Here is a 16,900-nt window from a genome sequence, read left to right on the forward strand (position 1 = left end):
AGGACACTGCCATGGCAACGATCACCGCCGAGATGAAGACCTTCATCGAGAACAATCTGGGCTGGGTCGCCACCGTCTCCAAGGACGGCCAGCTCGACCTCGGTCCGAAGATGAGCCTGTTCGTGCTCGACGACAACCACATCGCCTACCACGAGCGCACCGCCGGCCAGGCCTACGAGAACCTCAAGGACGGTTCCCCGCTGGTCATCGCGTTCGCGAACCTCGCCGAGAAGAAGGGCTACCGCTTCCGTGGCACCGTGACCCTGCACTCCGATGACGCCATCTACGAGGAGCAGGTCAAGGTCGCCGAGGAGAAGGGCACGAAGAAGCCCGCCGTCATCCCGGTGCTCGAAGTCACCGAGATCCAGAACCTCGCCTCCGGCCCCACCGCCGGCAAGACCATCGAGAAGGACTGAATCTCCCGGCACCCATCCCGTTGTCGTGTGAGGGTCCCGATTCGGTGATCGCCTTCGATGCACCGGGCCGGGACCCTCATCGTATTCGTACGGGTGCCGGGCGTGGCTGACGGCAGGAGCTCCGCGATGCGTTCGTCACGATTGTCCGGGCCGACGCGGACGGACATGGCCGGACAAGGCGTCATCGGACCTTGTGCGAACGGATGACGATGTGGCGTCCTCGCGCGTCGGTGGTGGCGAAGAGGTAGGCGTCGCCACCGTCCTTGAGTTTGAGCTTGCGGCGCAGCACGACGACCGGCATCGGGAAGTTGCGCGTCGCGATGTTCGCGTGCGTGAGACCATCCGTCACACGCCTGAGGTCCTTCTTGTTCATCGTCGCGATCGCGTCGATCGCGAACGCTCGGCCGGGGAATTCCATGACCGGGGCCGTGGAGACGAACAGGTGGCTGTCGCGTGCGACCGGCGTCACGGCGAACCGACGCGCGAGCAGTCGGAAGCAACCCGCCTTCATGACCGATGCGTTCGGCTCGTACAGGTATCGCCACGTGGCGGCGTCGTCGGCATCGGCGGATGGCAGGGGGACGGTCGCCGGTAGGAGGGCCGGGTCGTTCTCATCGTTGTCGCGGACGTCCTCTCGTGCATCGAATTCCAGTACCTGGCCGTCGTTCACGCACATGACCCGTGGCGCGTCGCACGCGTCGCGGCCGACGACGAGCAGCAGCTCCTTGCACTCGTTGCCCGTGGACACGATATGCACCTCGCGCACGTGTCCCGCGAAATCGGCGACCGTCTTGTGCCAGTCGAGCATCGGGGAGAGCTTGACCATCACGTGCGGGGCGATGGCGAGCAGACGGTCGAGCATACCGAGCACGTCCGGCGTGCAGTCGGCGATCGCGTAGGTGCGCGCGCCGTGCGCGTCGCGCCGGGCAGGGTCGAGGAACGCCACCGTCGCCGCATCATCGGCAAGCGTCTCCAGATACGCCGCCGCGTCGTCGTTCACGATGCGCGCGTGCGTGAGCCCCAACGCGGGCATGTTGTGCGCGGCCAGTTCACACAGATGCTCCTGTCGCTCCACGTAGACCGCATGGTCGAACGCGCGCGCCATATACGAGAAATCCACGCCGAAGCCGCCGGTGAAGTCGATGAGCGTCGTCGGCGCGTTGGACGAGTCGGCGACGTCCGTCGCGTCCGCCACGCCGGACGTGATGATGCGCCGCGCGACGTCCGCCTTGTAGCGGGCCGTCGCCTCGGACGAACACTGTTCCATCGACAGGTGCGGCGGGTAGACGACACCCTCGCACGCCGCCCATTCCGGCAGCTTCACCCGGGCCGTGTTCCAGCCGGCGATCTGGTTCAGCGCCATCGTCATATCCACGCCGGGGGACGGTTTCGCATGCAGCGCCAGATCGCGCACGTCGTCGCCCCGGTGCGCCACCACGAAGGCGCGCGTCTCATCGTTCATCAGCACCGTTTCATTGTATCGGTGCCGATGCGGGCCCACGCGGCGCGCATGCGGGATCGACGCGTCGGGATGGGCATGTGGGAAGCTGGAAGACGGACGACCGTGAGTGAAGGAACGGCCGGTATGCGGAAAGGACCGATGATGATCGACGAAGTGGTGATGCTCAGGCACGGACGCACGAACTACAACCTCCAACGCCGATTGCAGGGGCAGATCGACGTGCCGCTCGACATCGTCGGCCAATGGCAGGCAGACCAGGCGGGACTCGCGCTCGCCTCCCGCTACTACTGGGCGAAAGTGAGCCGGCTCGCCGACGACCCGGCGGCCATCCCGCAGCCGGGGCCGGACGCGAGGGAACGGGCCAGCACGCTCGAATACGAGGAGGCCCCCGACGCCCGCCGACGCATGGTCGTCGTGAGCTCCGACCTGTTCCGCGCCCTCAGGACCGCACATGCCTTCGCCGACATCCTCGGCCTTCCCGTCACACCCGACCCGCGCCTGCGCGAACGGTCCTTCGGGCAGTGGGAGGGAATGACACGCGACGAGGTCAAGGCGATGGACGCCGAAGCCTACGCCTCGTGGAAACGGCACGAGGGCGGCGAAACCGCCTACGGCGTCGAAAGCCGCCGGGCCGTGGGGGAGCGCGGCGCGAAAGCCGTGCGCGACATCATCGCCGACCCCGAGTATGCCGACGAACGACCCACCACGTTGATGCTCGTCGGCCACGGCTCGTGGATCGTCGCGACAATCGGCGAACTGCTGGGGCTCGACCCGGACGGCATGAACGCGATCGGCTCGATGCGCAACGCCTGCTGGAGCCGTCTCACCGTACGTCACACCGTCAACGGCCGCCACGCGGACGAGCCGATGTTCGACCTCGTCGAACACAACCAGTGCCCGCCCGTCGCGAACCTCGCCGACTGGGAGAACGGCCCCGCCGGTCTGCGCGGCCCGCACATGGCCGCATGGAAGCCGATCAACTGGTGACGGACATGCGAATTCGCCGTGAATTCGCGCACCCGTGTGACATCCGATGGCGCACGTCCCGCACATGGGACTAGACTTGTCGAGGTTTTCGGGGTGGATGCCCCGAATCGCGCATCGCATGGATGACGATATGGACGCGGCAAGCGGATACGGCGAAAGGCGGGTGAGAAGACGATGTTGAGGATGTTCAGCACCATTAACGGCCAAGTGGAGCGGGTCGACAAACCGGAGAACGGTTCATGGCTGTGCCTGACCGAACCCACCGACGTGGAGCTCGCCACCGTCGCCTCCGAAACCGGCGTCGACCTCGCCGACCTGCGCGCGCCGCTCGATGACGAGGAACGCTCCCGCGTCGACGTCGAGGACGACTACACGATGGTCATCGTCGACATCCCGACCGTCGAGGAACGCGGCGGACGCGACTGGTACGAGACCATCCCGTTGTCGATCATCGTCACCGAGCATCTCATCATCACCGTGTGCATGCAGGACACCCCCGTGCTCCACCCGTTCATGGAAGGCACGATTCGCGGGTTCAACACGTACATGCGCTCGAGGTTCATCCTGCAGATCCTCTACCGCAACGCCACCATGTACCTGCGCTACCTGCGCATCATCGACCGCGAAAGCGACAAGCTCGAACTCAAACTGCGCCACTCCATGCAGAACCGCGAAATCATGATGCTCATGGAGCTGAGCAAGACCTTGGTGTACTTCACCACCTCCCTCAAATCGAACGAGATCGTGATGGAGAAGCTCACCACCCTGCAGCGCATCAAGCAGTACCCGGACGACGAGGACCTGCTCGACGACGTCATCACCGAGAACAAGCAGGCCATCGAGATGGCCAACATCTACAGCGGCGTCCTCGCGAACATGACCGACGCGTTCGCCTCGATCGTGTCCAACAACCTGAACAACGTGATGCGCATCTTCACGATCATCTCCATCACGCTGTCCATCCCCACGCTCATCTTCTCCATGTACGGCATGAACTTCCAGGAAGGCATGCTCGGCATGCCGCTGACCGGCAAGCCGTGGGGCTTCGCCGTCATCATCCTCATCTCCGTGGCGCTCTCCGCTGCCGTCACCTGGTTCCTCACCCGCTCGCGCATGTTCAAGTGAGACGGTGCCCATGGCAGCCATCCGCAATCGAACCGCCCGTCCGCGTCGGCGGTCCCGCGCGCGTACGCACGTCGCGCGGGGCCTCACCGCGGCGCTGACGACGCTCGCGCTCGCCGTGACGGCGGGCTGCGGCGGCGCGCCCTCCACGGTGCGGCAGCCGGAAGGCCCCACCATCGCGATCGGCGTCGCCGCCGACGAACCGGGACTGTCACGCTGGCACGACGGCGGCTACGGCGGATTCGAGGTCGAGATCGCCCGGTACGTCGCCAAGAAACTCGGATACGCGAACAAACAGATCGTCTTCAAACAGGTCGAACCCGCCAACCGTCTCGACCTGCTCGCCGACGGCACTATCGACATGGTCGTCGCCGGCATGCCGATGCCCGCCGACGATACGGCGGATACGGCGGATGCGGCGGACGCGACGGATGCGACGCGTGGCGAGAACGCACAGGGCATCGCCGCCGACGATGACGCCGCCTATGCCGGACCGTATCTCACCACCCGTCAGGGACTGCTCGCCAGACCGGATGACGCCGGAACCATCCGTTCCACGTCCGCGCTCGCGGGACGCGCCGTGTGCGCGGTCGCCGGAAGCGGCGCGAAGGAGACGCTGCTCGGCGTGCAGCCGCATGCTCGCGTGCGGGAACGCGACACCTACCCGCAATGCGTCACCGACCTCATGGTCGGCACCGCCGACGCGATCGCCGGCGACGCCGCCATTCTCGCCGGCTTCGCGCGCACCGAAGGCGGCACGCTCGTCACACGCGTGAAGGGCGTGCGCTACGGGAGTATCCGTTATGGCATCGCGGTTCCCGCCGGCGCGGTCACGCTCGCCGAGGACGTCGCCGAAGCGTTGGACGGCATGCGTGACGACGGCTCGTACGACGCCGCACTGGACGCGCTCGCCGACGCGACCGGTTGGCGCCCGGCGCGGTAGCGGGGCCGCGGGCCTCGATAGTCCGTGCGGTAGGGCACGATGACCGTATTCCGTCGACGTTCCGTCGACTGTTCCAGGACGACAGCACAGACAGTACAACACAGACAGTTAAGGAGACCGTTCATGCGACGTGGACCGCTTCAGGCGGGCGAGAAGGTGCAGTTCACCGACCGCAAAGGCAAGAAGATCACCGATCAGATCGTCGCGGGAGGCAGCACGCAGACCGAACACGGGCTGATTCTGCACGACGACGTGATCGGACGGACCGAAGGCGTGGTCGTCACCACCGTCACCGCGAAACGTGAGGCGCAGGTCAACGCCCTGCATCCCGAACGCGACGCCGGCAAGCCGTGGAAGGCGGCGCGCGCGATCGGCGGATGGCAGTACGCGGTGATGCGCCCACGCCTCGCCGACTACGTGCTGTCCATGCCGCGCGGCGCGCAGATCATGTACCCGAAGGACATCGCGCAGGTCATCCAGCTCGGCGACATCCGCTCCGGGCATCGCGTGCTCGAATCCGGCGCTGGCTCGGGCGCGATGAGCGTCAACCTGCTCGACGCGGTGGGGGAGTCGGGCGAGCTCACCACCATCGAGCTGCGTCCCGACTTCGCGCGCGTGGCCGAAGCGAACGCCACGCTCTACTACGGTACGAAACCCGCATGGTGGGATCTTCGGACCGGCGACTTCGACTCGGTGGCCGCGGGACTGCCCGAACACCATTACGACCGGATCATGCTCGACATGCTTGATCCGTGGAACCGTCTCGACCAGGCGTGGCGGGTCATCGCGCCCGGCGGCGTGCTCATCGCCTACATCACGACGACCACGCAGATGAGCCGTATGGTCGAGGCGCTGCGCGAATCCGGGCGTTGGACCGAGCCGGCCGTGCAGGAGACGCTCGAACGCAGCTGGAAGGTCGCCGGCCTCGCCGTGCGCCCCGACCATCAGATGATCGGCCACACCGGGTTCCTCGTGGTCGCGCGCGCCATGGCCGACGGCTTCACGGCGTTGAAGAAGCGGGAACGCCCCGCCAAGGACACCGTCACCGACGTGGACGAGATGACCGCCGAGGAGCGCGAGGCCCAGTTGGAGGACCTCGAACTGCGTGACATCTCCGACCGCAAGCTGCGCAAGGTGCTGCGCGACCTCGACCGTCAGGTGGGGTCCCTCGACGTCTGACGGCGGGGCGGCTGATGGCGGAGCGCTGATGGTGGAACGCATGGGCATGTGTGCGGACGTATAATCGGACAATGTATCCGTGAACGTTCACCGGAGCCCGCAACGCGGGGCGGTGGACATCAAGGCTGGGAGGCCCAACGTGGGAGTCAATCCGAACAAGGTCGCGAAGCGGGCCAAGGGCTACGAGCATATCCTGATCGTCATGCGGCATGCGAAGGCGGAGCCGTTCGGGGCCGAAGGCGACTACGGGCGCGAGCTGACGCCCAAGGGGCTCAAGCAGGCGAAGAAGGTCGCCAAGGGCCTCGCCGAGATGAAGCTCGTGCCCGACGCCATCGCCTGCTCGGCCGCCACGCGCGCCCGCCAGACCTTGGGCAAGATGCTCAAGACCTTCGGCGACAAGCCCAAGGTCGACTACCATCAGAGCCTCTACGACGGCGGCATGCAGGCCGTGTTCGACGAGCTCACGCACGTCAAGGACAAGGCGCGCGTGCTCATGGTGCTCGGCCACGAGCCCACCGTGTCGATCGCCAGCCAGTGGCTCGCCTCCTCCGAATCCGATCCGGAACGCCTCGACCTGCTCAACCTTGGGTTGCAGACCGCCGGCGTCGTGATCTTCGGCTCCGACAAGCCGTTCAAGCAGTGGCAGGTGCATTCCGGCGATCTGCTCGCCGTGATGAGCTCCAGCGATTTCGACTGAGACGGTCGTGCCGGTCCGCCGGCCGGTATATGGGCACGGCCGCGCGATGGCGGCACGGGCGGCGTATACTCGTCGCTCGTGTATTCGTCCGGTTGCCAAGCGTTCGTTCGTCAAGGTCGCAAAACGGCGCTATAAAGCCGATTGATAGCGACACTTAAGTGTCGCTGATGACCCTGTTTGCGGATGTGTTTGATAGGCTGGGCGGGTTGAAAAGCCGTTTCGTCTACGACAGCAGTATGGAGGATTCATGACTGCACTCACGTCCGTGTCCGGATTCCCGCGCATCGGTCAGAACCGAGAGCTGAAGAAGATCATCGAGGCCTACTGGAAGGGCAACGCCACGCTCGACGAGGTGCGTGCCACCGCCAAGGAGCTTCGTGCCAAGCACTGGGAGCTCCAGTCCAAGGCCGGCGTCGACCTCATCCCGAGCAACGACTTCAGCTACTACGACCAGATGCTCGACACGGCGATTCTGCTCAACGTGATTCCGGAACGCTACCAGCGCCTCGGCTTCGCCGAGCCCGAGGAGACGCTGTTCGCCATGGCGCGCGGCTACCAGGGCGAGAAGGGCGATGTGACCGCCCTGCCGATGAAGAAGTGGTTCACCACGAACTACCACTACCTCGTGCCGGAGATCGAGCCCTCCACCGAGATCAAGCTCAATGGCACCAAGCCGTTCGACGAGTACCTCGAAGCCAAGGAGCAGGGCGTCGAGACCAAGCCGGTGCTCATCGGCCCCTACACGTTCCTCAAGCTCGCCCGTGACGACGACGCCCAGGAGCTCGCCTTCGACAAGGGCCTCGTGAACGCGGTCGCCGCCGTGTACGCCCAGGTGCTCGCCAAGTTCATCGAGCTCGGCGCGGCGTGGGTGCAGATCGACGAGCCGTACCTCGTGCTCGACAAGGAGCCCGGCGACGTCGAACTGTTCAAGAGCCTGTATGCGAAGATCCTGCCAGCACGCGACGGCAAGATCAAGGTGCTGCTCAACACGTACTTCGGCCACATCGCCGACGTGTACGAGACCGTCAACCTGCTCGGCTTCGACGGCATCGGCCTCGACCTCAACGAAGGCAAGGACGAGAACCTCGCCGCCGTCTCCAAGCACGGCGTGGCCGAGAACACCACGATCTTCGCCGGTGTCGTCAACGGCCGCAACATCTGGCGCAACGATTACGCCGTGAGCCTCGGCCTCGTCGACGCCCTCAAGCAGGTCACGCCGAACGTCGCCGTCTCCACCGCCAGCTCCCTGCTGCACGTGCCGTTCAGCACCGAAGGCGAGACCGCCCTCGACCCGGCCGTCCTCAAGCACTTCGCGTTCGCCGTCGAGAAGCTCGGCGAAGTCAAGGAGCTCGCCGAACTCGCCGACGCCGACGACGAGACCCGCAAGGCCGACAAGGCCCTCGCCGCCAACCAGGAACTGTTCGACGGTACCCGCGTGGCTGCCGACCCGAAGGTCGCCGAGCGTCTCGCCGCCCTCACCGACGCCGACTACACGCGCCAGCCGGCCCGCGCCGAACGTCAGCAGCTGCAGCGCGAGGCCCTCGGTCTGCCGCTGCTGCCGACCACCACGATCGGCTCCTTCCCGCAGACGCGTGAGGTGCGTGCCGAGCGCGCGAAGCTGCGCAAGGGCGAGATCACCAAGGAAGCGTACGACGAGTTCATCAAGGGTCAGATTGACGCGTGCATCAAGCATCAGGAGGAGATCGGCCTCGACGTGCTCGTCCATGGCGAGTTCGAGCGCAACGACATGGTCGAGTACTTCGGTCAGAACCTCAACGGCTTCCTGTTCACCAAGAACGCGTGGGTCCAGTCCTACGGCACCCGCTGCGTCAAGCCTCCGATCGTGTGGGGCGACGTGTCCCGCGCCAAGCCGATCACCGTCGAATGGTCCGCGTACGCGCAGTCCAAGACCGATCATGTGATGAAGGGCATGCTCACCGGCCCGGTCACCATCCTCAACTGGTCCTGGCCGCGTGAGGACATCACGCACGAGCAGCAGACCCAGCAGCTGGCCCTCGCCATCCGCGACGAGGTGCTCGACCTGGAGGCCGCCGGCATCAAGGTCATCCAGATCGACGAGGCCGCGCTGCGTGAGAAGCTGCCGCTGCGCAAGACCGACTGGCACGTCAAGTACCTCGACTGGGCCGTGCCCGCGTTCCGTCTCGTGCACTCCGGCGTCAAGCCCACCACGCAGATCCACACGCACATGTGCTACTCGGAGTTCAACGACATCATCCGCGACATCGACGCGATGGATGCCGACGTGATCTCCTTCGAAGCGTCCCGCGGCGACCTCGTCGTGCTCGACGCCATCCACGAGGCCAACTTCGAGACCGAGGCCGGCCCGGGCGTCTACGACATCCACTCCCCGCGCATCCCCTCCGAGGCGGAGATCGAGGAGCGCATCGGCGAGATTCTCAAGAAGATGGACATCGAGAAGGTCTGGATCAACCCGGACTGCGGCCTGAAGACCCGCGGCAACGCGGAGACCTGGCCGAGCCTCGAGCATCTCGTCGCCGCCGCCAAGGCCGTGCGCGCCCAGCTCGCCAAGTAGCGACGTTCCGACAACGCAATGAATGAGTGAGGCTCCCTCCCCAAGAGGGAGCCTCACGTCGCCAAAGGAAGGTTGTTCCGATCATGCATCAGCCGATGTTCTCGCTGGAAGTGTTCCCGCCCAAAAGGGACGCCCCCGTCGGCACCATCTACGACACGCTCGACGGGCTGCAGGGCATGCACCCCGACTTCATCTCCGTGACCTACGGCCACGGCACGCACGCCGACCGCACCGCCACCGCGCGCATCGCCAACACGATCCGCAAGGAGTACCGCATCCCCACCGTCGCACACCTGACCGCCCTCTATTCCGACAAGGCGAAGGTCGACGAGGCGTTGGAGATGTTCGACCATGCGGGTGTCGACGCCGTGCTCGCCCTGCGCGGCGACTACATCGAAGGGGAGGAGCCGGTGGGGGTGTTCGAGCACGCCGTCGACCTCGTGCGGTACATCCGCGAGCGCAGGCCCGAGCTCAAGGTGTTCGGCGCATGCTATCCGGAAGGCCACATCCAGGCCGACTCGCTCGACCAGGACATCGATTATCTCAAGGCGAAGGTCGACGCGGGCGCCACGCACCTCATCTCCCAGTTGTTCTACGACAACGAGGACTTCTACCGGTTCCTCGACAAGGCGCGCGCGGCGGGCATCGACGTGCCGATCGAGGCGGGCATCATGCCGATCAGCGGCGCGAAATCCCTGCGTTCGATGGCCGCGAAGAACAACACGCGCGTCCCCGCCGTCGTCGAGGCGCTGCTCGACAAGTGGGGGAACGATGTGCCCACGTTGCGTGAGGCGGGCATCAACTATGCGTCCGCGCAGATCACCGATCTCGTCGCGCACGGCGTCGACGGCGTGCACTTGTACACGATGAACCGTCCCGCCGGTACGCGCCGCATCTGGCGCAACGTGCGTCCCCTGTTTACCAAGACGGAGGAATAGCGGCTACGCGACCGATGACGATCGGCCGGTTCCCGATGAGGGGAACCGGCCGATCGATTGTATACGGGGCTGTATGCACCGCGGCAGGTCCGTCGCGTCAGCGGTGTCGCTTCGAGGAATTCCTCGAAGCGGTCTTCTCTTTCCTGACGCGCTTCGCCGGGGTCTTCCTCTTCGGCTGAAGCTGAGGGAAACGGCGCAACGCCCACGCGTGCAGCGGCGGAATCTTCGCGATGGCGACGCCGGCGAGCATCGCGAAGGTCGCCGCCCACGATGCGGCATCCTGCTTCATGAAGATCAGCACGACGATCAGGCCCACGCCGATGACGCCGAGAATCTGCGACAGGCGGTTCTGCTCGTCGGTGAGCTCGTCCTTCCTGAACGGGATGAAACCGAAGAACATGCCGATCGGCACGCCGACCACGCAGGATGCGATGATGCCCGCAATGTCAACAGTGCTCATGAGAATTCCTTCCCGGACCTCCGTGGCCCGCGTGCGCGGCGGGGTCCGACATGCGGCGACGGCCACCGCGCACCGGGGCTTCGCCGCGAAACGATTGCGACTATCGACCCAGTCTAACGCAGGGCGCGGTGTACATTAGCTAGGTATGAACGCAAATGACGCATTCCGACCCTCCGCGATGGACCTGATCCGTGCGGGACTACAGAACCTCGACGACGCGCGCGGCCAGTTCGCCAGGCTCAAAGCCGACGGGGTGCCGGATGAACGTCTGCGGTTCATCCTCAAGGCGCTCGCCGAGGCATGCGACCCGGACGCCGCGCTCGCCAACCTCGTCGGCATCACCAACGCCGTGCAGAGTCAAGGACGTGACTTCGAGACGATGGTGCCCGACCAAGCCGCGTTCGAACGTCTCGTCACCGTGCTCGGCGTATCCGACGCACTCGGCAAGCTCATGCGGTTCCGTCCCGAACTCGTCGAAGCCGCGTCCAAGGACAGCTGCAACAGCCACCTGTACGACCATGCGCAACGACGCGCGCACATCCTCAAAGCGGTCGGCGCCGACCCGGATGAGACCGCCGCACCGGTCGCCACACTGCCGCTCGCCGAATCCGCAACCGCGTTGCGCGGCACCTACCGGCGACAGCTCGCCGCCATCATGGCGCAGGACGCCACCGCCGCAGACCCGTGCGCCATCCAGCCGACCATCAGCCGTGAACTGTCCGATCTGGCCGATGCGGCGCTTGAAGGAGCGCTCGCCATCGCCCGCCACGAGGTACCCGGCAGCGAGCATGTACGTTTCGTCATCATCGGCATGGGCAAGCTCGGCGCGCAGGAGCTCAACTACGTGTCCGACGTGGACCTCATCTATGCGGTCGAACCGGCCGACAACGAGATCGGCCGGCAGGAGCTCGTCCGTGTCGGCACGAAGATGGGCACCACGCTGCAGCGCGTATGCCAGTCGGTGATCATGGGTGTCGCCGAGCCGACCCTGTGGCAGATCGACGGGGGCCTGCGTCCCGAAGGCAAGGACGGTCCGCTGGTGCGCACCATTGAATCGCACCGCGGCTACTACGAGCAATGGGCGGAGAACTGGGAGTTCCAGGCGTTGCTCAAGGCACGTCCCGTCGCGGGAGACCCGGAGCTCGGGCGTGCGTACATGGACATGACTCGTCCGTTCGTCTGGTCGGCATCCAAGCGCGACAACTTCGTCTACGACTGCCAGAAGATGCGCAAACGCGTCGAGGATCTCATCCCCGCACCACTCAAAGACCGCGAGATCAAACTCGGCAAAGGCGGCCTGCGCGACGTCGAATTCACCGTGCAGATGCTCCAGCTCGTGCACGGCCGATCCGACGAGACGCTGCGCACCCGCTCCACGCTCGAATCGCTGGCACGGCTCGCCGAAGGCGGCTACGTCTCACGCAAACAGGCCGCACGGCTCTCCGCCGACTACCGGTTCGAACGCGTGCTCGAACACCGCCAGCAGATGTGGGCGCTGAAACGCACCCACCTGTTCCCAGACCTTGGGGCGGGCTCCAATCTCGGCGGCCTCGAACGCAAACGTGATGTGGACGTGGACGCGTTGAATCAGAATCAGGAGCTGCGGCGCATGGCCCGCACCTTCCGCATCCATCCCGAGGAACTCGTCGAACGCTACGACGAGACGCGCCGCGAAGTGCGCCACCTCCACCTCGACATCTACTACCGGCCGATGCTGCCGGTCTCCGCCCAACTGGACGACGACCAGATCGATCTGAGCCAGGACGCGGCGCGCGAACGCTTCAGCTCCATCGGCTTCGGCGACCCGGACGCCGCCATGCGCCACGTCGCCGCCCTCACCAATGGCATCGGACGAGCAGCCAAGATCAACCGCATCATCCTGCCCGCCGTGCTCGAATGGCTCGGGCAGGGGCAGAACCCGGACATGGGCCTGCTCAACTGGCGCAAACTCGAAGAGCATTTCGGCACCGAAAGCGAATACCTCGGATTCCTGCGCGACTCCACATCCGCCGCGCAACGCCTGTGCCACATCCTGTCCAATTCGCGCTTCCTCGGCGACGCGCTCAACAAGTCCGTCGAATCGGTCACCTGGCTCGGCCACGACGAACGGCTGCGGGCGCGCACTCGCGACAGTCTCGACGTGCAATGCCGCTCTTCGCTGGAACGCAACGCGGGCAGCATCAACGACTTCGCGACCTCCATGCGTGCCATGCGCCGCCACGAGATCGAACGCATCGGACTGGCATGGATGAGCGGCGTGATGGACGACGCCGCCTCGCTGGAAGGCATGACCGACGTGTACGACGCGATCATCGACGCGGCGCTCACATGGGCGGTCGACAATCGGACGCGAGAATTCGGGGGAGATGGCGGCGACGCGCACGATGCCGCGGCACCGGCGGCGCTCGCCGTCATCGGCATGGGGCGCTATGGCGGACGCGAGGTGAACTTCAGCTCCGACGCCGACGCGATCCTCGTCTACCGTCCCGCCGACGGCGCCGACGAAGGCACGGCGAACGCGTTCGCCCGTAAAGTCGTCGAGGACCTGCGTGCCATCCTGCAAGGGCCGACCACGCTGGAACCGAAGATCGAGCTCGACCTGGACCTGAGGCCGGAAGGCAAGAACGGCCCGCTCGTGCGCTCCTATGCCTCCTGTGAGGAGTACTACCGCGCATGGGCGAGCACGTGGGAGCGGCAGGCGCTGCTACGCGCCCGCTACGCCGCCGGCGACGAGGAGCTGGCTCGTGATTTCCTCACCAACCTCGCCGACCCGTTCCGTTACCCGCATGTGGACCTGACCGATACGGAGATCGGCGACATCCGCAAGCTCAAGGCGCGCATGGAGGCGGAACGTCTGCCACGAGGCGTGCGCCGCGAACGGCATCTCAAGCTCGGCAAGGGCGGCCTGTCCGACGTGGAGTGGACCGTGCAGCTCATGCAGTTGCGTCATGCCGGCGATATCAAGGAACTGCGCGTCAACGGCACGTTGGCGGCTTTGGATGTGCTCGAACGGCGCAAGCTCATCGACGCGGCCGACGCGCTCACGCTGCGTCACGCGTGGACGATGTGCACGGCGGCGCGCAACGGCAACTACCTGTGGTCGGGACGCGCCAACCAGGCCGACATCCTGCCCGACGACATGTACTCGCTCGGCGGCATCGCCGTCTACCTCGGCTATGACGCGAACCGCGGGCAGCATTTCGAGAACGACCTGCTCGCCGTGATGCGCAAGGCGCGCGAGGTCACCGACCGCTTGTTCTACGGGCGCTGACGCGACGTCGTCGGGATGTCGTCGGGGCGCCCGGCCGTCGCGAAGGTGTATGCGGGGCAGTGGAAGCCGGACGGCGAGGCGAAGCTCGCGAAGGCCACCAGCGGGTGAAGGACCCTGCCCGGCGCAACGAGATCCATGCGAGGCTGTACAAGGTGCGCGCGCAGATCGCGCAGCTTGAGGTGTAGGGCGTCCGTCCGGCCGGGCGTCCGTATGGCGTGCGGCGTGTGGCGCGGGCGCCCTCGTGCCGATGCGTACGAATGTACACGCCGAATGCCTAGTTATTCCTCGACATCGACGGCACCCTGTACGGGCGCGACCACATCATCGCACGGTCGACCATCGACGCGATCCATACGGCCCAGCGCAACGGTCATCTCGTCTTCATCGGCACAGGCCGTTCCCGCCCCGAGATCGACGACGAGATCCTCTGGCCCGGATTCGACGGCATCGTGGGCGCGGTCGGCGCCTACGTCGAGATCGACGGGAAGGTGCTGCTCGACCGGTTCATCGACCCGAAGGTCATCACGCGCGCGAGCCGGGTGTTCGACGAGATGGGCGTCAACTACATGTGGCAGTCGTCGAAGGGATTGTGGACCTCGCCCGGATACCGGCGCCACGTCGAATGGGTGCGCAGCCACGAGTACGCGGCGTACGGCGGCGACTGGTGGCGGTCCCTGGACGACGCGAAGGCCGAGGCGTCGGCCGGGGGAGTGGAACTCGGCGACGTCGTGCCTGCATCGAAATGCACGTTCTTCGCGCCGCCCGAACTGCTGGCGGAGCGTCCGTCGCTCACGCTCGACGCCATCCGCGGGGCGATCGGCGACGGACTGCACATCGTCAGTGGGTCGATGGGACTCGAATCGCCGGTCAACGGCGAGGGCATGACGCCGGGCGTCAACAAGGGCACGGGCCTCAGATACGTGGCGGACCTGTACGGGGCCGACATCGCCGACACCATCGCCATCGGCGACTCGGAGAACGACACCGAGATGATCGAGGCCGCGGGCGTCGGCGTCGCGATGGGCAACGCCACCGACGGCATCAAGGCCATCGCCGACTGGACGACCACGGGTGTCGACGCCGACGGCATCGCCGTCGCCTTCCGTCATTTCGGCCTCATCTGATTCCGGCCACTGCCGGTTGCCGTGCGCGGGTTTCTTGCGCAAAAGCCCCGTTGTGCGCAAGAAACCCGCGCGGACGTGATTCGGCGGCTCACAGGTCGAGGAACATGCGGATGTCCGCGATCTCCGCCTCGCCGATGGCATGGCCCATACCGGGGTATTCGCGGGATTCGAGACGACCGGTGTCCCCGAGCACGCGGCGCGCGGCGCGCTGGTCGTCGAGCGGAATCGTACGGTCCTCGGAACCGTACAACAGCAAGAAGTGCGTATCGCCCTTGATCGCCGCGCCGTCCGTCATCTCCTCGCCCTTGAACGACGGGCTCATCAGAATCGCCGCGTCGAACACGTGCGGGTGCTCGCTCACGATACGGTACGACATGTATCCGCCCTGCGAGAATCCGACGAGGATCTTCCGCCGCGACGCGAACATCGGTGAATCGAGCATCGCCACCACCGCATCGCCCACCGCCGAGCATTCCCGGCGGCGTTCCTCGACGCCGCAACCATCCGGATACCAGTAGGCGCCGCCCATGTAGGCGCGGTCGTAGGTGCCGTGGAACGACATATAGCTTGGGCTCCGTCCTGTTCCCGCATACACGCCGTCGATGACGCGGATCATCTCGCGTTCGTCGTTGCCATACCCGTGGAACATGACGAACAGGCGGTCGTCGGCCGGCTGCCCGTCATCCACGCTAACGGTCTCGATACGGTTCATCGAACTGAGTCGCATGATCGTTCCTTCCTGCACGCATACGGTCGCGCGTCGCATGCCGTCAGGACATGCGACGCGCGTTTTCCTTTCAGTGTAGGAGGAGCATCGCCCGTGTCACCACAGGCCGATGATCTTCCACCATCCCAGACCGACGGTCAGGTAGATGGCGACCGTCACCACGCCGCAGATCAGACCGACGCGCAGGAACTCCGCGGTCTTCACGTATCCGGCGCCGTAGATGAGGGCGGACGATCCGGACGCGTAGTGGGTCATCGCGCCGATCAGACCGGACGTGCAGCCGAGCAGCAGTGCCGTCGCCATCGGGGGAGCGCCGGCCGCGACCGCCACGGACAGGAACAGCGTGTAGATCGCCACGACCTGCGCGAGCTCGGAGGCGAACATGTAGTGCAGCAGGAAGTAGCAGACGGTGAGCAGGACGAGCACCACCGGCCAGGGCCAGCCTTCGATGGAGTCGGCGATGAACGCTCCGGCCCATTCGGTCACGCCCAGTTCGTTCAACGGGGTGGCCATGCCGACGAGGATGCCGAAGAAGATCAGCGTGGACCATGCGGATGAGTTCGCCGCCATCTCCTTCCATGTGATGATGTCCGTCACCAGCAGCACGGCGACGCCGAGGAACGCGACGGTCGTGGCGTTGATGCCGGTGACCTGTCCGGTCGCCCACAGGACGAGCATCGCCGCGAAGGTGAGCAGCATGATCCATTCCTTGCCGCTCAGACGGCCCAGCGACTTCAGTTCGGCCTTCGCGTCGGCCTGCGCGCTGGGCACGTGCCGGACGCTCGGCGGGTAGATGAGGTAGACGAGCGCGGGGATGACGATCAGGCACAGCAGGCCGGGCACGATCGCGGCCAGAGCCCATGTGCCGTTGCAAGCTAGTTTGTTCTAGTTTGCAGGACGGTCTTGCGGCCGTCCGCTCCAAGTCTGACGCCGGTCGCCCGGCTGCTTGGTTCGCACTTCGCGGGGGTCTGCCTTCCATCCTGACGGACGGCGGGTCTTGCGTCCCCTCCATGCGCGTTT

At 65.8% G+C, this 16,900-nt stretch carries 14 protein-coding genes; 10 read left to right on the forward strand and 4 right to left on the reverse strand.

The annotated features are described in order from the left end of the window. The first annotated feature begins 11 nt into the window (after positions 1-11). The gene (locus AC1AYR_RS04525; RefSeq protein ID WP_476511504.1) at positions 12-416 is read left to right on the forward strand and encodes a pyridoxamine 5'-phosphate oxidase family protein; all 405 of its coding nucleotides are present in this window, start codon (positions 12-14) and stop codon (positions 414-416) included. A 181-nt stretch (positions 417-597) separates the two neighbouring features. Here AC1AYR_RS04525 and AC1AYR_RS04530 read toward each other — a convergent pair whose 3' ends face one another. Beyond that, positions 598-1,884, reverse strand: a complete 1,287-nt coding sequence (locus tag AC1AYR_RS04530) for a THUMP-like domain-containing protein (protein WP_476511503.1) — start codon at positions 1,882-1,884, stop codon at positions 598-600. Between the two features lie 135 nt (positions 1,885-2,019). Between AC1AYR_RS04530 and AC1AYR_RS04535 the strand changes: the two genes are divergently transcribed. From AC1AYR_RS04535 to metF, 7 genes are all read left to right on the forward strand, one after another. Further along, entirely contained in the window at positions 2,020-2,865 is an 846-nt protein-coding gene (locus AC1AYR_RS04535) for a histidine phosphatase family protein (protein WP_476511607.1), read from the forward strand. Positions 2,866-3,039: 174 nt separating this feature from the next. Then, on the forward strand, positions 3,040-3,990 hold the full coding sequence (locus AC1AYR_RS04540) for a magnesium transporter CorA family protein (RefSeq protein WP_476511502.1): 951 nt from the start codon (positions 3,040-3,042) through the stop codon (positions 3,988-3,990). A gap of 10 nt (positions 3,991-4,000) precedes the next feature. Then, complete coding sequence (locus AC1AYR_RS04545) at positions 4,001-4,930, forward strand: transporter substrate-binding domain-containing protein (protein ID WP_476511501.1); 930 nt, start codon at positions 4,001-4,003, stop codon at positions 4,928-4,930. Between the two features lie 123 nt (positions 4,931-5,053). Then, on the forward strand, positions 5,054-6,109 hold the full coding sequence (locus AC1AYR_RS04550; protein WP_476511500.1) for a tRNA (adenine-N1)-methyltransferase: 1,056 nt from the start codon (positions 5,054-5,056) through the stop codon (positions 6,107-6,109). 139 nt (positions 6,110-6,248) lie between these two features. Continuing rightward, positions 6,249-6,806 carry a SixA phosphatase family protein gene (locus AC1AYR_RS04555; protein WP_476511499.1) on the forward strand — a complete coding sequence of 186 codons (558 nt, stop codon included), beginning with the start codon at positions 6,249-6,251 and terminating at the stop codon, positions 6,804-6,806. 247 nt (positions 6,807-7,053) lie between these two features. Next, the gene (gene metE / locus AC1AYR_RS04560; RefSeq protein ID WP_476511498.1) at positions 7,054-9,360 is read left to right on the forward strand and encodes a 5-methyltetrahydropteroyltriglutamate--homocysteine S-methyltransferase; all 2,307 of its coding nucleotides are present in this window, start codon (positions 7,054-7,056) and stop codon (positions 9,358-9,360) included. 83 nt (positions 9,361-9,443) lie between these two features. Next, positions 9,444-10,298, forward strand: coding sequence for a methylenetetrahydrofolate reductase [NAD(P)H] (metF, locus tag AC1AYR_RS04565; protein ID WP_476511497.1), 855 nt, complete (start codon positions 9,444-9,446; stop codon positions 10,296-10,298). A gap of 97 nt (positions 10,299-10,395) precedes the next feature. Here metF and AC1AYR_RS04570 read toward each other — a convergent pair whose 3' ends face one another. Beyond that, on the reverse strand, positions 10,396-10,758 hold the full coding sequence (locus tag AC1AYR_RS04570; RefSeq protein WP_476511496.1) for a hypothetical protein: 363 nt from the start codon (positions 10,756-10,758) through the stop codon (positions 10,396-10,398). A gap of 145 nt (positions 10,759-10,903) precedes the next feature. Here AC1AYR_RS04570 and AC1AYR_RS04575 point away from each other — a divergent pair, with 145 nt between their 5' ends. Then, on the forward strand, positions 10,904-14,029 hold the full coding sequence (locus AC1AYR_RS04575) for a bifunctional [glutamine synthetase] adenylyltransferase/[glutamine synthetase]-adenylyl-L-tyrosine phosphorylase (protein ID WP_476511495.1): 3,126 nt from the start codon (positions 10,904-10,906) through the stop codon (positions 14,027-14,029). Positions 14,030-14,319: 290 nt separating this feature from the next. Beyond that, positions 14,320-15,153, forward strand: a complete 834-nt coding sequence (locus AC1AYR_RS04580) for an HAD family hydrolase (protein WP_476511606.1) — start codon at positions 14,320-14,322, stop codon at positions 15,151-15,153. A gap of 88 nt (positions 15,154-15,241) precedes the next feature. On the opposite strand, the gene AC1AYR_RS04585 is transcribed toward AC1AYR_RS04580, so the two are convergent. Continuing rightward, positions 15,242-15,880, reverse strand: coding sequence for an alpha/beta hydrolase (locus tag AC1AYR_RS04585; RefSeq protein ID WP_476511494.1), 639 nt, complete (start codon positions 15,878-15,880; stop codon positions 15,242-15,244). A gap of 96 nt (positions 15,881-15,976) precedes the next feature. Then, entirely contained in the window at positions 15,977-16,735 is a 759-nt protein-coding gene (locus AC1AYR_RS04590) for a DASS family sodium-coupled anion symporter (protein WP_476511605.1), read from the reverse strand. Between the last annotated feature and the right edge of the window lie 165 nt (positions 16,736-16,900).

This window comes from Bifidobacterium sp. LH_417 (assembly GCF_056357035.1).